Genomic DNA, 15195 nt, shown 5'->3' with positions numbered 1-15195 from the left:
CCTTTTTTATCGCTCTCGCTATTTCTTATTGCCGCCGTAATAGCCCCACTTATGTTTAGGTCAATGCCTGACTGAAGCAGAAATACCTTGCATTACGCAAAAAAAGAGAGTTACATAAACACGTAACTCTCTCTTTACTGGCTATTCTACCTCTCTTTATCGTTCTATTCTTTCTTTGCCAACGCAAGAGCTTGTTCTTTCAACGTTTCCGCTTTGTCTGTACGTTCCCACGGAAGATCGATATCCGTGCGTCCGAAATGGCCATAGGCGGCTGTTTGTTTATAAATTGGGCGGCGCAAATCCAACATTTTAATAATGCCGGCTGGACGAAGATCAAAATTGCTGCGCACTACTTTAATTAAAATGTCTTCCGATACTTTTCCGGTACCGAATGTATCAATGGAAATGGAAACCGGTCTTGCAACACCGATCGCATATGCCAGCTGCACTTCGCATTTATCTGCGAGTCCCGCAGCAACGATATTTTTCGCCACATAGCGCGCGGCATAGGCTGCGGAGCGGTCCACTTTTGTCGGGTCTTTTCCAGAAAACGCACCGCCGCCGTGACGGGCATAGCCGCCATACGTGTCAACGATAATTTTTCGTCCTGTTAAACCAGCGTCACCTTGAGGTCCGCCGATGACAAAACGACCTGTCGGATTAATGAAATATTTTGTGTTTTCATCGATCAGCTCTGCTGGCACGACTGGCTTAATAACGTGTTCTTTAATATCGCGCTCAATTTGTTCTTGTGTAATTTCCGGATGATGTTGCGCTGATACAACGATTGTATCGACACGTACCGGTTTTTCATTTTCATCATATTCTATCGTTACTTGCGTTTTGCCGTCCGGGCGCAAATATGGCAAAATATCTTTTTTGCGCACTTCTGCCAAACGGCGAGCTAAACGATGTGCCAAGGAAATCGGAAGCGGCATTAATTCTTCTGTTTCATTGCAGGCAAATCCAAACATTAATCCTTGGTCTCCGGCACCGATCGCTTCAATTTCCTCATCAGTCATCTGGCCTTCGCGGGCTTCTAACGCCTTATCGACTCCCATCGCGATGTCCGGAGACTGTTCGTCAATCGACGTCAATACGGCGCAAGTATCTGCGTCAAAACCGAATTTCGCGCGAGTATAGCCAATTTCGCGAACCGTGTCGCGAACGATTTTCGGAATATCCACATATGTCGATGTCGTAATTTCCCCGCTTACGAGCACAAGCCCTGTTGTAACGCTCGTTTCGCATGCAACGCGGGCATTCGGGTCTTTCGCCAAAATGGCATCTAAAATCGCATCGGAAATTTGGTCACAAATTTTGTCAGGATGACCTTCCGTTACAGATTCCGAAGTAAATAAACGTCTTTTTTTTGACATTCGGCAGTTTCCTCCTCTTTTTATAATCGAACGTCTAAATTAGCGGCATTCCCGCAAACTGCAGATGATACGGTACTCATTCCCTATTTATACATATAAATAAAAAACCTTTCCTGTAACGGTGAGGAAAGGTCATTGCAATCGTATTGCTCCTTTCACTCTTATCGTTCAAGGACGCTGCCTTGCCACAGGTTAGCACCATTTCACACATTTCTAGTTGTGACGGTTGCTGGGTTTCATCGGGCCTGTCCCTCCACCGACTCGGGATAAGAGTATCCGTTCAATGAGTTATCTTAACGTAATTAAATAAAGAAAGTCAACAAAATTAGATAAATTTTTTATGAACAAAAAGACAAATTTTTTATGGACAAAATAAGAAAAATAAATAAAAGAAATTGTGCTAAATAGTATGGACTAATAACAAAAATGTGTTATACTATTTGCAGGTATCATTAAAAATAAAAAGGCAGGTTTTGAATATGGGGATTGCAAAAATGACAAATAAACTTTCTTTATTATTACAAAAACCAAACGTATGTCACAATTTATCGGTAGCTCAACTCGTGGAAAAAATATTGCAACGAAACGAAGGGAAATTAACCGCAACTGGCGCGGTGGCAGTAACAACAGGAAAATATACGGGCCGCTCCCCGAAAGATAAATACATTGTAGAAGAAGCGGCGACGAAAGCAAAAATCGATTGGGGAACAACAAATCAGCCGATTTCTGAAGAAGTTTTCGAAAACTTATACAATAAGGTACTGGATTATTTAATGAAAAAAGATGAAATATTTGTTTTTAAAGGATTCGCCGGCGCTGACCCAAAATACCGCCTACCTATCCAAGTCGTTAACGAATTTGCATGGCACAATTTATTTGCACACCAATTATTTATTCGTCCGACAGAAGAGGAGCTAAAAACTCACAAAGCGGAATTTACCGTTATTTGCGCGCCAAACTTTAAAGCAGACCCTGCTGTTGATGGAACGAGATCGGAAACGTTTATCATTATTTCTTTTGAGCGGCGGACTGTGCTAATTGGCGGAACAGAATATGCCGGAGAAATGAAAAAGTCGATTTTCACTGTGATGAACTATCTACTTCCAGAACAAGGAATTTTATCGATGCATTGTTCAGCAAACGTCGGTAAAGAAGGGGATGTCGCACTATTCTTTGGCTTATCTGGCACAGGAAAAACGACGCTTTCCGCCGACCCAAACCGCCGTCTCATTGGCGATGACGAACACGGCTGGTCGAACCGAGGCATTTTTAATATCGAAGGCGGATGCTACGCAAAATGCATCAACTTGTCGCGGGAAAAGGAGCCGCAAATTTTTGACGCAATCGGATTCGGTGCAGTTCTCGAAAACGTCATTATCGATGAACATACGAGACTGCCAAATTATGATGATGCTACGCTAACGGAAAACACGCGCGCCGCTTACCCAATTCAGGCGATTCATAATATCGTTGATCCAAGCATCGCTGGTCATCCATCGACGATTATTTTCTTAACAGCAGATGCGTTTGGAATATTGCCGCCGATTAGCAAGCTGACTCGTGAACAAGCAATGTACCATTTCCTAAGCGGTTATACAAGCAAATTGGCGGGCACAGAGCGAGGCATCACTTCCCCGCAAGCGACATTCTCGACTTGCTTTGGCGCACCGTTTTTGCCGCTTCCGGCTGTAAAATATGCGGAAATGCTCGGCAAAAAAATCGCTGAACATAACGTGCGGGTGTTTCTCGTTAACACAGGATGGACAGGCGGAGAGTACGGTGTCGGTAGCCGCATGAAGCTTGCTTACACCCGCGCAATGGTGCAAGCTGCTGTCGAAGGCGAACTGGACAATGTCGAAATGGTGAAAGATCCTGTTTTCGGTTTAGAAATTCCAATTCATATTCCTGGCGTGCCAGACGAAGTGCTGCAACCGCAAAATACGTGGACCGATAAACAAGCGTATGCACAAAAGGCAAAAGAGCTCGCCGCAAAATTCCGGGAAAACTTCCAGAAATTTAAACATATCGCCTCGGAAATCGAAGCGCTTGGAGGCCCAATCGCATAACATTGAAGGAGGGAATCGTTCCCTCCTTTTCTAATTCGTCGAATGCAATGAAATAAGCTCATACGTGACAATCGTTCGGTTGTCGGCAAGCTCCAACTTTTTCACCACCGCTTGGCCGCTCGCTTCGCTTTGTAACGTTCTTCTTACTTCAAGTGGAACATCAATCGGATAAATGCGATATCCTTCCTTTTCTAAAATAAATAGATTGTCTTTTACTCGCTTTTCTTTGCCTTTTGTTACAATGAGTGTTTGCAATTCCAGCGGCATGCCCATGAAACACACCCCTTTTCTTTTTATCGTATCATACATCCGGTTGCCGTTTCATCCATGCCGTTAACCGGCGAACCGTTTCACGATTATCTTTAGGGGGAAAATAATGAGTAAAATTTGGGAAATACCATGCTGTCACTCGTTTATTTGTCTCTTTTAGCCTTTTTTCAAGGCGATACGCATGTTCAATCGAAACGTTTTGATCTTTTTCCCCATGGATAATCAGCACAGGCGCCTGAATTTTTTCAATTTCATACAATGGTGTTCTCCATCGGTAGCGTTCCGGATATTTCGCCGGCGTTCCCCCAATCACCCGTTTCAACATTCGCCGCAAATCCTCCCGCTCCCAATATGTCAGGGCAATGTCAGAAACCCCGCCCCAGACGACGACAGAACAAACTGTTGGCTCCAAAATCGCCGTATGAAGCGCCATCGCTCCGCCGCGGGAAAAGCCAAATACGTGAATGCGTTTTGTGTTCACTTGAGGGTGCCGCTGTAAAAGCCGAAAACCTGCGATCGCGTCATAACGGTCTTCCCCAGCAAAATCTTCATTTCCTTCCCCTCCTTGATTCCCGCGATAAAACGGCGCCATCACGACAAATCCATACGAAGCAAACTGCGTAATTCGGGATAGTCGCACTTGCCCGACGTTTTTCATGCCGCCGCGCAAGTATAAAAAACCATCGTATATTCCCGGCGTTTTCGGTTGGGCCAAAAAACCTTTAATTTTCAGCCCTTGGCATAAATACGTAACGAGAAATACATCAACATGCGGATTTGGGGAAGGGAATTTATATTGATCGACGACATATCCGTCCATATGTTTCTTCCTTTCCATTAGGCGTTCACACATTTTTTCTGCCTGCATACGATAAGGTGAAGTAAGCTTCATTTTATCCATTGCTAAGGAGGTGCTTGCATGAAAAAAATCGCGATAGTGTCGCTTTGTCTCTTCCTTCTTATCATTCCGCTTGCTGCCTGCAATCAACAGACAAATGAAGAAATAAAGAAGGTGCGGGTCGCAGAAGTAACTCGTTCGATTTTCTATGCCCCACAATATGTTGCCCTAGCGAAAGGCTTTTTTAAAGATGAAGGATTAAATGTCGAGCTTGCCACAACATGGGGCGGCGATAAAACAATGACAACCCTTCTTTCCGGCGGAGCTGATATCGCTCTTGTCGGATCAGAAACATCGATTTATGTCTACAGCCAAGGAACAAACGATCCGATCATTAATTTCGCACAGTTGACGCAAACGGACGGAACTTTTCTTGTCTCCCGCAAGAAAATGGAAAACTTTACTTGGGGCCAGCTCAAAGGTAGCACGTTTCTTGGCCAGCGTAAAGGCGGCATGCCGCAAATGGTCGGAGAATTTGTCCTAAAAAAACATGGCATCGATCCGCATAAAGATGTAAAGCTGATTCAAAACGTCGATTTCGCTAACATCGCTAACGCTTTCGCCAGCGGCACTGGAGATTTTGTCCAGCTATTTGAACCGACAGCAAGCATTTTTGAACAGGAAGGAAAAGGATATATTATCGCATCATTCGGCGCGGAATCCGGTCACGTCCCGTATACGACATTTATGGCAAAACAAAGTTTTATCCGAAACAACAAAGATATGATCGAAAAATTTACACGAGCGATCTACAAAGCGCAACAATGGGTGGAGTCGCACAGCGCATCAGAAATCGCAAAAGCCATTCAGCCTTACTTTAAGGATACCGATATTCCAATCATTGAAAAAGTCGTCGATCGCTATAAAAGCCAAGGAACGTATGCGACGAATCCAATCCTTGACAAAGAAGAGTGGAACAATTTGCAAAACATTATGAACGAAGCGGGTGAATTGCCAAAACGAATCGATCATAAAACGCTCGTCGATAATTCATTCGCGGAAAAAGCCATGTCCAAATAACGAAAGCGGGTGAAAATAATGGGCTTTTTAGTCGTTGACCGCGTTTCCCACACATATTTTACAGAAAAAACAGCCGTTACCGCCTTGGAAAATATATCGTTTACGGTGGAGAAAGGGGAATTCGTCTCCTTTCTCGGCCCGAGCGGCTGCGGCAAAACAACGCTTCTTTCGATTATCGCCGCATTAATCAAACCGACGGCAGGAACCGTTTTCGTCGAAGGCAAAGAATTGGACAGCGCGCATTCAAGCGCCGGATATATGCTGCAGCAAGACTATTTATTTCCTTGGAAAACGATTGAAGAAAACATTTTGCTTGGTTTAAAAATCATGGGAACATTGACAGAAACAACAAAAAAGCGGGCGCTTGATTTACTTGCCGATATCGGTTTAAAAGGAGTCGAAACGCATTATCCAAGTCAGCTCTCGGGCGGCATGCGCCAGCGCGCCGCACTCGTAAGGACTTTAGCGACAAACCCAAAAATGTTATTGCTCGATGAACCGTTTTCCGCGCTCGACCACCAAACGAAATTAAAGCTGGAAGAGTTGGTATGGCAAACACTAAAAGATTATGGAAAAACCGCGCTTCTTGTCACGCATGATATCGGTGAAGCGATTGCGATGAGCGACCGCATTTTTCTATTTTCCACAAAACCGGGAAAAATCGCGCACACTTTTATTGTTCCCGATGAATTGCGCCGTTTATCGCCGTTTGCGGCGCGTCAGCATCCGCAATTTTCCACGCTATTCCAATCGATTTGGAAGGAGCTTGATCAACTTGAAACAAACAAATGAACAAATTCGTTTTTTTCACCAGCAGTACATTGCGTCACGAAAAAAAGAAAAGCGGCTTATTCGCTTTTTTCAGCTTATCATATTTGTTTCCTTTTTTCTGCTATGGGAGGCGGCAAGCCGGCATCACTGGATCGACCCGCTTTTGTTCAGCTCGCCTTCCGCGATTTGGGGCTTATTTGTTCAAAATCTGGCCGACAACTCTCTCGTTACCCATGCGTTCGTCACTTTATTGGAAACGATGTTAGGGTTTATGATCGGCACGGTCGCAGGGGCATGTTTCGGCGCCCTTCTTTGGTGGTTTCCGCGCTTGGCAAAAACGCTTGATCCGTATTTAGTCGTGTTTAACGCCATGCCGAAAGTGGCGCTCGGTCCCATTCTCATCGTCGCTCTCGGTCCGGGATTCACTTCGATTATCGCGATGGGAGTCATTATTTCTGTCATCATTACGACGATCGTCGTCTACTCTGCCTTTCAGGAAGTCGATGCCAACTATCTCAAAGTATTGAAAACATTTGGCGCCACCCGCTATCAATGTTTTAAGGAAGCGGTGCTGCCATCGTCGTTCCCGACGATTATTTCTACGTTAAAAGTCAATGTCGGTTTATCGTGGGTCGGAGTTATTACCGGCGAATTTCTCGTCTCCAAATTAGGGCTTGGCTATATGATCATTTACGGATTCCAAGTTTTTAACTTTACGCTTGTGCTAATGAGCCTGCTCGTCATCGCTCTTTTATCAACCGTCATGTATCAAGCTGTCAGCATGATCGAAAAAAAATTAATGAAACATCGTTAGAGACGTTCGCCGCGCCACAAAGAACGTCTCTTCATTTCTTTTAACGTATATTGCAATACATTGTCCTTCATGATAAAACTAAACCGTTCATCGAAGCGAATATTTTCCGGCAATGAACGCAACAACACTGGACCGTCTGTTTCCAAATAAGAGGACTGCTCGACGATCGCCGCGATTTCCGCAAAGTATATATTTTTTGTAATGGCCGGCTCTACTACTTTATATTGGCCAATATACGTTAACGACCCAACAATTCCCCCTGTTTCTTCTTTCACTTCGCGAACTGCGGCTTGTTCCGGTGTTTCTCCCTTTTCTACTTTTCCACCGGGAAATTCCAACCCGCGTTCCGGATGATTCGTTAGCAGCCATTGCCCCTCATAGCGGCAGATGACCCAAACGTGTCCGGGCTTCAGTGAAAACGGATGATCCATAAACGACAATAACACGCGATTTCCGTAGTAGTCAAAAAAAGCATCCATCCTCATAAACCTCATTCCTACTTTCTCTTCTCCTTCATTATACTTGCAAACGACGCCATAAAAAAAGCCACCAACATCGGCGGCTTTCGTTTTATTCTTCTGTTTCCTTCCAGATGAAGCCAAGCGAACGAATATGTTCTTTTGCTTCTTCGTTCCCCAGCTTATAAATAAGTTGGTATATTTTCTTTAATGTTTCGTCATAGGCATCGTTTTCACGATCGTAATGATATTGAACATACGGAACATGAGTGCGCCAAAACGCCTGCCAGTCCGTTGAATAGTTTTGATCGAAGTACTCGCGCAATTGGATAATTTCATCATCTGTCGCTTCAATTTGAAAATCCCACGGGGAAGCCGTCTTGACTTGCGAAATTTCCCCTGTTGCGATCGACACATAATATGTTTTCTTTTGCTGTTCCGCCACGCTTGTCATCTCCTTATGATCTAGCTTCTTCATCGTTTAGTGTGGTGAATGCAAAAAAAATTATGCTTTAAAATTAGTCTGTCTCATCTTTAAGAAGCTCGATCGCCTTCCTTAAAAAAGATGGAAGCGGTACACCCGCTCTCCCCACATTTTCAACAATAGAGATAAACTCATTTATTATATAGAAGAAAATAATAGCATCACGAATAAAATGATTGCCCCAGCCAATCGCGATATCTAATAAATGAGAAGCAGCCACTAAAACAAAAACGAGTATCTTGCGGACAATACCGCGAAATCCGACTTGGCTCGACAATTTTCCTTCGATGGCGCTAGCGATCAATCCTGTTACGTAGTCTGCTATCACAAAGCAAAGTAAAATAATAACTAATAAGTCCACGCCTCCAATGAGAAATGAAACAAATGAACCAACAAACGAAACGCCCAACATCGACATATATTTTTGCATACTCTCCCTCCTGTAACGAGCATTATTATCGTATGCTGCCAAGAGGGAAGATGTATAGATAGCCTCCTATAAAAAAATCACTCCTTCGCCATCGAAGGAGTGATTGATAAATGATAATTTTTATATCCGCTTATCGGCCAAGGAACGATTTTAGCATCCATACATGTTTTTCCAAACTTTGATGAATGCCAAGCAACATGTCGCCTGTCGTTTCGTCTCCAACTTCATCAGCTACTTGCATTCCTTCTTTTAATTCTGCAATCATCGTTTCAAAATCGCTTACAATCGTTGCCACCATTTGTTCCGCTGTTTCTTGCCCAGTCGCTTCTTTTACAGACGATTGTTCTAAGCATTCTTTCATCGTCGCAACTGGCGCCCCGCCAAGCGCAAGAAGACGTTCCGCCAATTCATCGATATGTAGCGCAGCCTCGTTATACAATTGCTCAAATTTCTCGTGAAGCGTAAAAAATTGAGAACCTTTTACATACCAATGATAATTATGGAGTTTAATGTAAAGGACACTCCAATTAGCAATCTGCTTGTTCACAATGTCTGTTAATTGTTTTGGCATACCTTCATTCCTCCTTAACATGTTATACCTCGTTTTGGCAATAGTAAAACATGCTTATATCGATCTATATTGTTTCCCATTGCAAAAATGATATACTTTTCCAATTGTTTCTTTCAGCCATATTTTACAATGAAATAAACAATGTAGCAAAATCTAATTCCTATCGATATTAGACAACTTTGTGTCATTTTTTATTAGTTGCCATCGTTGACTAAAAGAAAGCAATTTAAACAAAAAAGAAAGCTATCACCAATCCGATGATAGCCCCTTTGTCATTATCCAAACACTTTCTTTAATTCCTCTTTATCATGCTCCAGCCAGAAGCGCATTAACCGCTTTGCCCCTTCAAGATCATGCAATTTTGCTTGCCCGCATTGCCGCTCCGTTGCCGCTGGAACTTCCGTAGCATTCAGCGCATCTTTCATCGTTTCTTCCAGCAAGTCAATAATTTCATCAACGGTCGGGGAACCGCCCACAACAAGATAAAATCCAGTTTGGCAGCCCATTGGCGAAATATCAATAATATCGAAATGATCGTGCTTTTCCGCATGTTTGCGGATGGTATAAGCTAACAAATGCTCAAGCGTGTGAAGCGCGTCCGGTTTCATCGCTTGCTTATTAGGCTGGCAAAAACGAATATCAAATTTATTCACAACGCCATCGCTTCCGACTTTATGGACGCCACAATGTCTGACATATGGAGCTTTCACAGCGCAATGGTCCAACTCAAAGCTTTCTACTGAAGGCATGCGATCATCACTCCTACTTTGTTTTTCTTTTTTCATCATACACCGAAATCCGATTTTTTTCATCCTTTTTGTATCAATTGTTTCGAGACATTATATGCGTCTTTGTTTCTCCTTTATGATATGATATACATTGCGATCAAATTTGTTTCTTTAGTTAGGTGTGGGAGAAAATGGCGAAAAAATTGTTAATTTCCTTCATCCGTTTTTACCAAATTTTCATTTCTCCGTTAAAGCCGCCGACATGCCGTTTTTATCCGACTTGCTCGCACTATGGTTTAGAAGCGGTGAAACGGTTTGGCGCCATCAAAGGCGGCTGGCTGACGATGAAGCGAATTTTAAAATGCCACCCGTTTCATCCCGGCGGATTCGATCCTGTTCCCGAAAAGCAGGAAAAACGCCAATCATAAACGGTGACTTTTCTATAACTAACTATTAAACATGACAAGCGGATATAGTGCAGCTTTTCGGCAAGCATACTTGAACGAGAAAGTCATCGGGAAACATTAGTATGCTCGAACCTTTCTCTGTTCGTCTCCGATAAAAAACGATGTTGATCACTTATCACCGATGTTAGATCAGTTCACAAACAAACGCCTTGATATCTCCTTTCAGCTTCCGCCTCGTTTCATTGCAAGACTTGCGTCTCATGAATCTCTCCCACCTACATTTCATGTCATGGCGAGGTGGGAGTTTCTTACCACCTTTATCAAGAAAGTTTCTGCGTAGAAGAAGTCAGTTAGCACATATGTTCGCTTTTATGAATAAAAAACTTTCCGATTCATCTCTCCCTTCCCTTCATTTAGAGGCGGGGGACTTTCTCGGGAAAAATGTTAAAAATCTTGAACGATGTCAAAATAACCGTTGCTTTTTTGGACATTTTCTTGTATGATTAGCATTGTTAAATCGTAATGATTACGATTATCTAACAAGAAGGAGAACATGATAATGAAAAAAATACCTGTTACTGTATTAAGCGGTTATCTTGGTGCAGGGAAAACGACGCTGCTCAATCATATCTTGCATAACCGAGAAGAAAAGAAAATCGCAGTTATTGTGAATGATATGAGCGAAATAAATATTGATGCTGAACTGATTCGACAAGGTGGTTTTTCTCGCACCGAAGAAAAGCTGGTGCAAATTCAAAACGGCTGCATTTGTTGTACGTTGCGTGAAGATTTAATCAAAGAGGTGGAAAAGCTAGTAGAAACCGGAAACATTGATTATATTGTCATCGAGTCCTCAGGAATTAGTGAACCAATTCCAGTAGCGCAAACATTTACATATATTGATAAAGAGCTAGGAATTGACCTAACAAAAAAATGTCGTTTGGATACGATGGTTACAGTTGTCGACGCGAATCGCTTTTGGGCGGATTTTGCATCAGGTGAAAGCTTGCTTGACCGAAAGCAAGCTGTGGACGAAACGGATACACGTGAAGTGGTGGACTTGCTGATTGATCAAATCGAATTTGCCGATGTTATTCTACTAAATAAAGTTGACCTTATTCGTCCGGAAGATGCGAAAAAACTTGAAGGCGTGTTAAAAAAGTTAAACCCGGAAGCGAAAATTATCCAAACAACATTCGGCCAAGTGCCACTGGACGAAATTTTAAATACCCATTTATTCGACTTTGAAAAAGCTAGTCAAGCTGCAGGATGGATGAAAGAATTGAATGAGGAACATACTCCAGAAACAGAAGAGTATGGCATCTCTTCGTTTGTTTATCGCAGAAGACGTCCGTTTCATCCAGAACGTTTCATGAATTGGCTTGAGAATTGGCCGGTTGAAGTTGTTCGCGCAAAAGGCTTTTTCTGGCTTGCTTCAAGAAATGACATGTGCAGTCTTTTATCACAGGCAGGAACATCCATTATGATTCAAGGAGCTGGTGAATGGGTTGCTGTTTATCCAGAAGCGGAACGCCAACAAATTCTTAAAGAAGATCCTGAGTTGCTCGCTAAGTGGGATGAGACATATGGAGATCGCATGACGGAACTCGTCTTTATCGGCATTGACATGAATCGCCAGGAAATTGAAACGTCTTTAGATGAGTGTTTGCTGACAGATGAGGAAATGAAACAAGATTGGGCGACATTTTTAGATCCTCTTCCTAAATTTACTGTTTCCCAATGAATCCATTATTCTAGTTCTCAAATCGTAATTGTTACGATATAATAACAAAGGAGTTTGCTTGTCAAACACATTTACAGGAAGGTGCTTAACATGAAAGCAAAACCATTTATTTTATCCCTTTTACTTGTGGTCTCTGCTTTTTTGTACGGTTGCAATGCTGAAAAAAATCACGAACAGACTGAAAAAGCAAAAGACGTTTTAACCATTTATACGACCGTTTATCCGCTTGAAGATTTTACGAAAAAAATCGGGGGCGACTATGTGGACGTGAAAAGCATTTATCCTCCTGGCGTCGAAGCGCATACATTTGAGCCGACAACAAAGACGATGAAACAGTTGGCCGATGCGGATGCGTTTATTTATATTGGGCAAGGGATGGAAAGCTTTGCCGATAAACTCAAAGAAACATTAAAGAATGAACAGGTTCATTTCCTCGCAGCTACTGAAGGGATCGAACTGTTAGACTCTGCACATGAAGAGCATGCGCACGAGCATGGACATGAACACGAGCATCACGTCGATAAAGATCCGCACGTATGGCTTGACCCAGTCCGCTCTATTACAATGGCTGAACATATTCGAGATTTGCTCATTGAACTAAAGCCAGAGAAAAAAGAAACATTTACAAAAAACTTTGAAGCATTGAAATCAAAATTAGAACATCTTGACCAACAATTTCAAACCGTCGTAAAGAAAGCTCCGAAAAAAGAAATTCTTGTTGCGCACGCTGCCTACGGATACTGGGAAGACCGCTATGGCATTAAACAGCTGAGCGTTTCCGGGCTTTCGCCAACGAATGAGCCTTCGCAGAAAGAATTAGCTGAAATTGTTAAAACAGCCAAACAACATCACATCAAATATGTCATTTTTGAGCAAAATACAACATCCAAAATTACTGAAATTGTAAAAAACGAGATTGGTGCTGATTCTTTGCGGCTGCACAACTTAGAATCGCTAACTTCCGAAGATAAAAAAGCAAATAAAGACTATTTCGCTCTCATGGAAGAAAATATTCGCGTGCTGCAAAAAGCGCTCCAATAAAATCTACAGTCTGCCTCGTACGCTTGAGGCAGACTGTTTTTTTGTAGATGACGTCCTTGCTTTAGGCCGTTTTGACGCCATATATATTCATTTGGCGCTTATTTAACATAGCATCATTCTTCGCGTGCGCTATTCTTGAATTATTGCAGTGAACGCACATATTCCGCAATTGCCGCAATTTCCCCTGGTGTCAACGTTTTCACTTCCTTTGTCTGATGACGCTCGATCGCTTCTTCAATCGTTTTTGCGCTGCCATCATGCAAGTACGGGGCGGTCGCCCATACGCCGCGCAACGTTGGAGTATCCCATTGCTTCGGCGTGCGCGGATTTGTAAAATGCGCCCTTGCGTCACCTTCAGATGGCTTATCGTTCGGATTTGCCGTACCGATGTCATGCAAATAATTCGTATTCGCCGTTGTCAAACGTCCGCTAGCATCGACCGCTTTAGGGCTATCGGTGAAATATTCGCCGCTGTGGCAGCTGAGGCAATTTCCTTTGCCGTTAAAAAGCTTTTCCCCTTCCTTCGCTTTCGCTGTCAAGCTTCCGTCCGGATTGCGGTACGGACTTTTTGGAACCGGAAAAGACCTTGGATCATCCAAATAAGCGAACAGCGCGTCATACATATGCTGCACGTCCGGAGGCAGTGGCTTTCCGGCGTCAATGCTTGTCATTCCGCCCATTTCGCTCTGCACAGTATGAATATAATCGGTAAAATCATCGCGCGAACCGTCCCACATAAATAGTCCCGTTTTCGTCGCTAAAATGTTGCTTGGAACATTGCGCGGGCCTTTCGGTGTCAGCAAAGTAAGTTTATTGATGTCGCCGTCGCTATGGCAAGATGCGCAGCTCATCCAGTTATTCCCCGTAATATTTATCGCAAATTCATCGCTATTGGCGCTATAAAAGATCGTTTTTCCTTCACGCACAAGCGGCGATAACGAATCTTTAGCAATTAAACGGATCGTTCCCTTTATCGCTTTTGCTTTTGCGTACGGGCTGTTTCCTCCCGTTTTAATAATGGCAAGATCATGGCTCATCGCATTATGCACGTACAATGTTTTGCCGTCTGGGGAAATGACAATCCCGCGCGGATTATTCCCTTCAATGCGCCGCAAAATTTGCGTAGCATTCCCTCCTCGCTGCAAATCAAATACAACCAAATCTTCGCTTCCCGACATGACTGCATACGCTTTGCTTCCATCAGGTTGAAAGGCAAGATCATAAGGGTTGGAAACGATCATCGTTTGATTGTGGACATCCGTTACGTTGATTTCTTCAAACAGCTCTTTCCGTTCGTCCGTTAGCTCTACATCGTTTTGCAAATCAATCACAGAAATCGCTGGAAACACCGTCTCCTCAAAGTTAATTGGCGTGTCAATATTCGTCAGTAAATGAGGAATATACGCTTTTTTTCCGTCAGGCGCAATCACGATTTGCTCCAACGTATTTGGAATGCCTTGGCTTTTTTTGCGGTCTTCTTTATCTGGCGACGGAGCGAGCGCAATTTCTTTCAGAACACGGTTTTGTTTCGTATCAACTACACTAATCTTGGCATCTAAATATTGCGTCACATATAATTTTTTCCCATCGGCGGTTAAGGCGAGCGCGCGCGGCCGATCGCCAATTTTGATTTCTGTTTTCTTCTTTCTTTTCGCTAAATCGAATACCGATAAAGTGCCAGAACGATAATTCGCCACATAGAGCGTTTGGCCGTCTTGGCTTGTCACTACGCCAAACGGCTCGATTCCCGTTTTCAAATGGTCGACGACTTTTTTCTCTTTCAACGAAATGATATCGACGCGATCATCATACATGCAGGAAACGTATAGCCACTGCTCATCAGGGCTTAAAGCGAGCTGTCTTGGCTCTTTGCCAACTCGAATTTCCGCTTCCTTTTTTTTCGTTTTCGTGTTAAAAATAGTGACCGAATTGATGTCGATGTTGGCGATGTATAATGTATCTCCCTTTTTGTTGATCGCAATATTATCGCTATGAACCGGTTCATGGCGAATCACTTTCGTTTCCGCATCAAAGACCTTGTTCGTTTGGCAGCCCACCATCATCAACAAAATAAACAACATACATAGCCATAGCCACTTTTTCATAACGTTCCC

The 15195-nt window shown here is 43.1% G+C and carries 16 protein-coding genes and 1 riboswitch; of the genes, 7 read left to right on the top strand and 9 right to left on the bottom strand.

The annotated features are described in order from the left end of the window. Window positions 1-164: 164 nt before the first annotated feature. Window positions 165-1379, bottom strand: coding sequence for a methionine adenosyltransferase (metK, locus tag MWM02_RS03535; RefSeq protein WP_244402954.1), 1215 nt, complete (start codon window positions 1377-1379; stop codon window positions 165-167). Window positions 1380-1537: 158 nt separating this feature from the next. Further along, window positions 1538-1652, bottom strand: a riboswitch (SAM riboswitch). Between the two features lie 206 nt (window positions 1653-1858). Here metK and pckA point away from each other — a divergent pair. Next, a complete protein-coding gene (pckA, locus tag MWM02_RS03530) occupies window positions 1859-3445 on the top strand; it encodes a phosphoenolpyruvate carboxykinase (ATP) (protein WP_244402953.1) in 1587 nt (528 codons plus the stop codon). 30 nt (window positions 3446-3475) lie between these two features. On the opposite strand, the gene MWM02_RS03525 is transcribed toward pckA, so the two are convergent. Both MWM02_RS03525 and MWM02_RS03520 read right to left on the bottom strand, forming a co-directional pair. Next, on the bottom strand, window positions 3476-3718 hold the full coding sequence (locus MWM02_RS03525; RefSeq protein WP_064549493.1) for a DUF2584 domain-containing protein: 243 nt from the start codon (window positions 3716-3718) through the stop codon (window positions 3476-3478). A 28-nt stretch (window positions 3719-3746) separates the two neighbouring features. Next, window positions 3747-4535 carry an alpha/beta hydrolase family protein gene (locus MWM02_RS03520; protein WP_244402952.1) on the bottom strand — a complete coding sequence of 263 codons (789 nt, stop codon included), beginning with the start codon at window positions 4533-4535 and terminating at the stop codon, window positions 3747-3749. 99 nt (window positions 4536-4634) lie between these two features. Between MWM02_RS03520 and MWM02_RS03515 the strand changes: the two genes are divergently transcribed. The 3 genes from MWM02_RS03515 to MWM02_RS03505 are packed head-to-tail and all read left to right on the top strand — an operon-like array spanning window position 4635 to window position 7218. Then, window positions 4635-5633, top strand: a complete 999-nt coding sequence (locus tag MWM02_RS03515) for an ABC transporter substrate-binding protein (protein WP_244402951.1) — start codon at window positions 4635-4637, stop codon at window positions 5631-5633. Between the two features lie 18 nt (window positions 5634-5651). After that, entirely contained in the window at window positions 5652-6425 is a 774-nt protein-coding gene (locus MWM02_RS03510; protein ID WP_064549490.1) for an ABC transporter ATP-binding protein, read from the top strand. Beyond that, window positions 6409-7218: an ABC transporter permease gene (locus tag MWM02_RS03505; protein WP_064549489.1), complete on the top strand. Its 810-nt coding sequence runs from the start codon at window positions 6409-6411 to the stop codon at window positions 7216-7218. The genes MWM02_RS03510 and MWM02_RS03505 overlap by 17 nt, the downstream gene beginning before the upstream one ends. Here the strand turns inward: MWM02_RS03505 and ytkD are convergent. The 5 genes from ytkD to MWM02_RS03480 form a co-directional block, all read right to left on the bottom strand. Further along, on the bottom strand, window positions 7215-7697 hold the full coding sequence (ytkD, locus tag MWM02_RS03500) for an RNA deprotection pyrophosphohydrolase (RefSeq protein ID WP_244402950.1): 483 nt from the start codon (window positions 7695-7697) through the stop codon (window positions 7215-7217). The genes MWM02_RS03505 and ytkD overlap by 4 nt on opposite strands. Window positions 7698-7788: 91 nt before the next feature. Beyond that, window positions 7789-8121, bottom strand: coding sequence for a hydrolase (locus tag MWM02_RS03495; RefSeq protein WP_244402949.1), 333 nt, complete (start codon window positions 8119-8121; stop codon window positions 7789-7791). Window positions 8122-8194: 73 nt separating this feature from the next. Beyond that, on the bottom strand, window positions 8195-8590 hold the full coding sequence (locus MWM02_RS03490) for a phage holin family protein (RefSeq protein WP_244402948.1): 396 nt from the start codon (window positions 8588-8590) through the stop codon (window positions 8195-8197). 130 nt (window positions 8591-8720) lie between these two features. Then, complete coding sequence (locus MWM02_RS03485) at window positions 8721-9161, bottom strand: Dps family protein (RefSeq protein ID WP_244402947.1); 441 nt, start codon at window positions 9159-9161, stop codon at window positions 8721-8723. A gap of 275 nt (window positions 9162-9436) precedes the next feature. After that, a complete protein-coding gene (locus MWM02_RS03480; protein WP_064549484.1) occupies window positions 9437-9910 on the bottom strand; it encodes an S-ribosylhomocysteine lyase in 474 nt (157 codons plus the stop codon). Between the two features lie 170 nt (window positions 9911-10080). On the opposite strand from MWM02_RS03480, the gene yidD reads away from it, so the two are divergent. From yidD to MWM02_RS03465, 3 genes are all read left to right on the top strand, one after another. After that, complete coding sequence (gene yidD, locus MWM02_RS03475; protein ID WP_064549483.1) at window positions 10081-10317, top strand: membrane protein insertion efficiency factor YidD; 237 nt, start codon at window positions 10081-10083, stop codon at window positions 10315-10317. A gap of 538 nt (window positions 10318-10855) precedes the next feature. Continuing rightward, window positions 10856-12040, top strand: a complete 1185-nt coding sequence (locus tag MWM02_RS03470) for a GTP-binding protein (protein WP_244402946.1) — start codon at window positions 10856-10858, stop codon at window positions 12038-12040. A 90-nt stretch (window positions 12041-12130) separates the two neighbouring features. Beyond that, window positions 12131-13081 (top strand): metal ABC transporter substrate-binding protein, encoded by a 951-nt coding sequence (locus MWM02_RS03465; protein WP_244402945.1) that lies wholly within the window; start codon window positions 12131-12133, stop codon window positions 13079-13081. Between the two features lie 140 nt (window positions 13082-13221). Here the strand turns inward: MWM02_RS03465 and MWM02_RS03460 are convergent, their stop codons facing one another. Continuing rightward, on the bottom strand, window positions 13222-15186 hold the full coding sequence (locus tag MWM02_RS03460; RefSeq protein WP_244402944.1) for a beta-propeller fold lactonase family protein: 1965 nt from the start codon (window positions 15184-15186) through the stop codon (window positions 13222-13224). Window positions 15187-15195: the final 9 nt, after the last annotated feature.

Origin of the sequence: Parageobacillus sp. KH3-4 (genome assembly GCF_022846435.1) — a bacterium.
In the GTDB taxonomy this organism is placed as follows: Bacteria; Bacillota; Bacilli; order Bacillales; family Anoxybacillaceae; genus Parageobacillus; species Parageobacillus thermoglucosidasius_A.
Note: the sequence above shows the minus strand (reverse complement) of the source record. Positions and strands in the feature narration are given on the sequence as shown.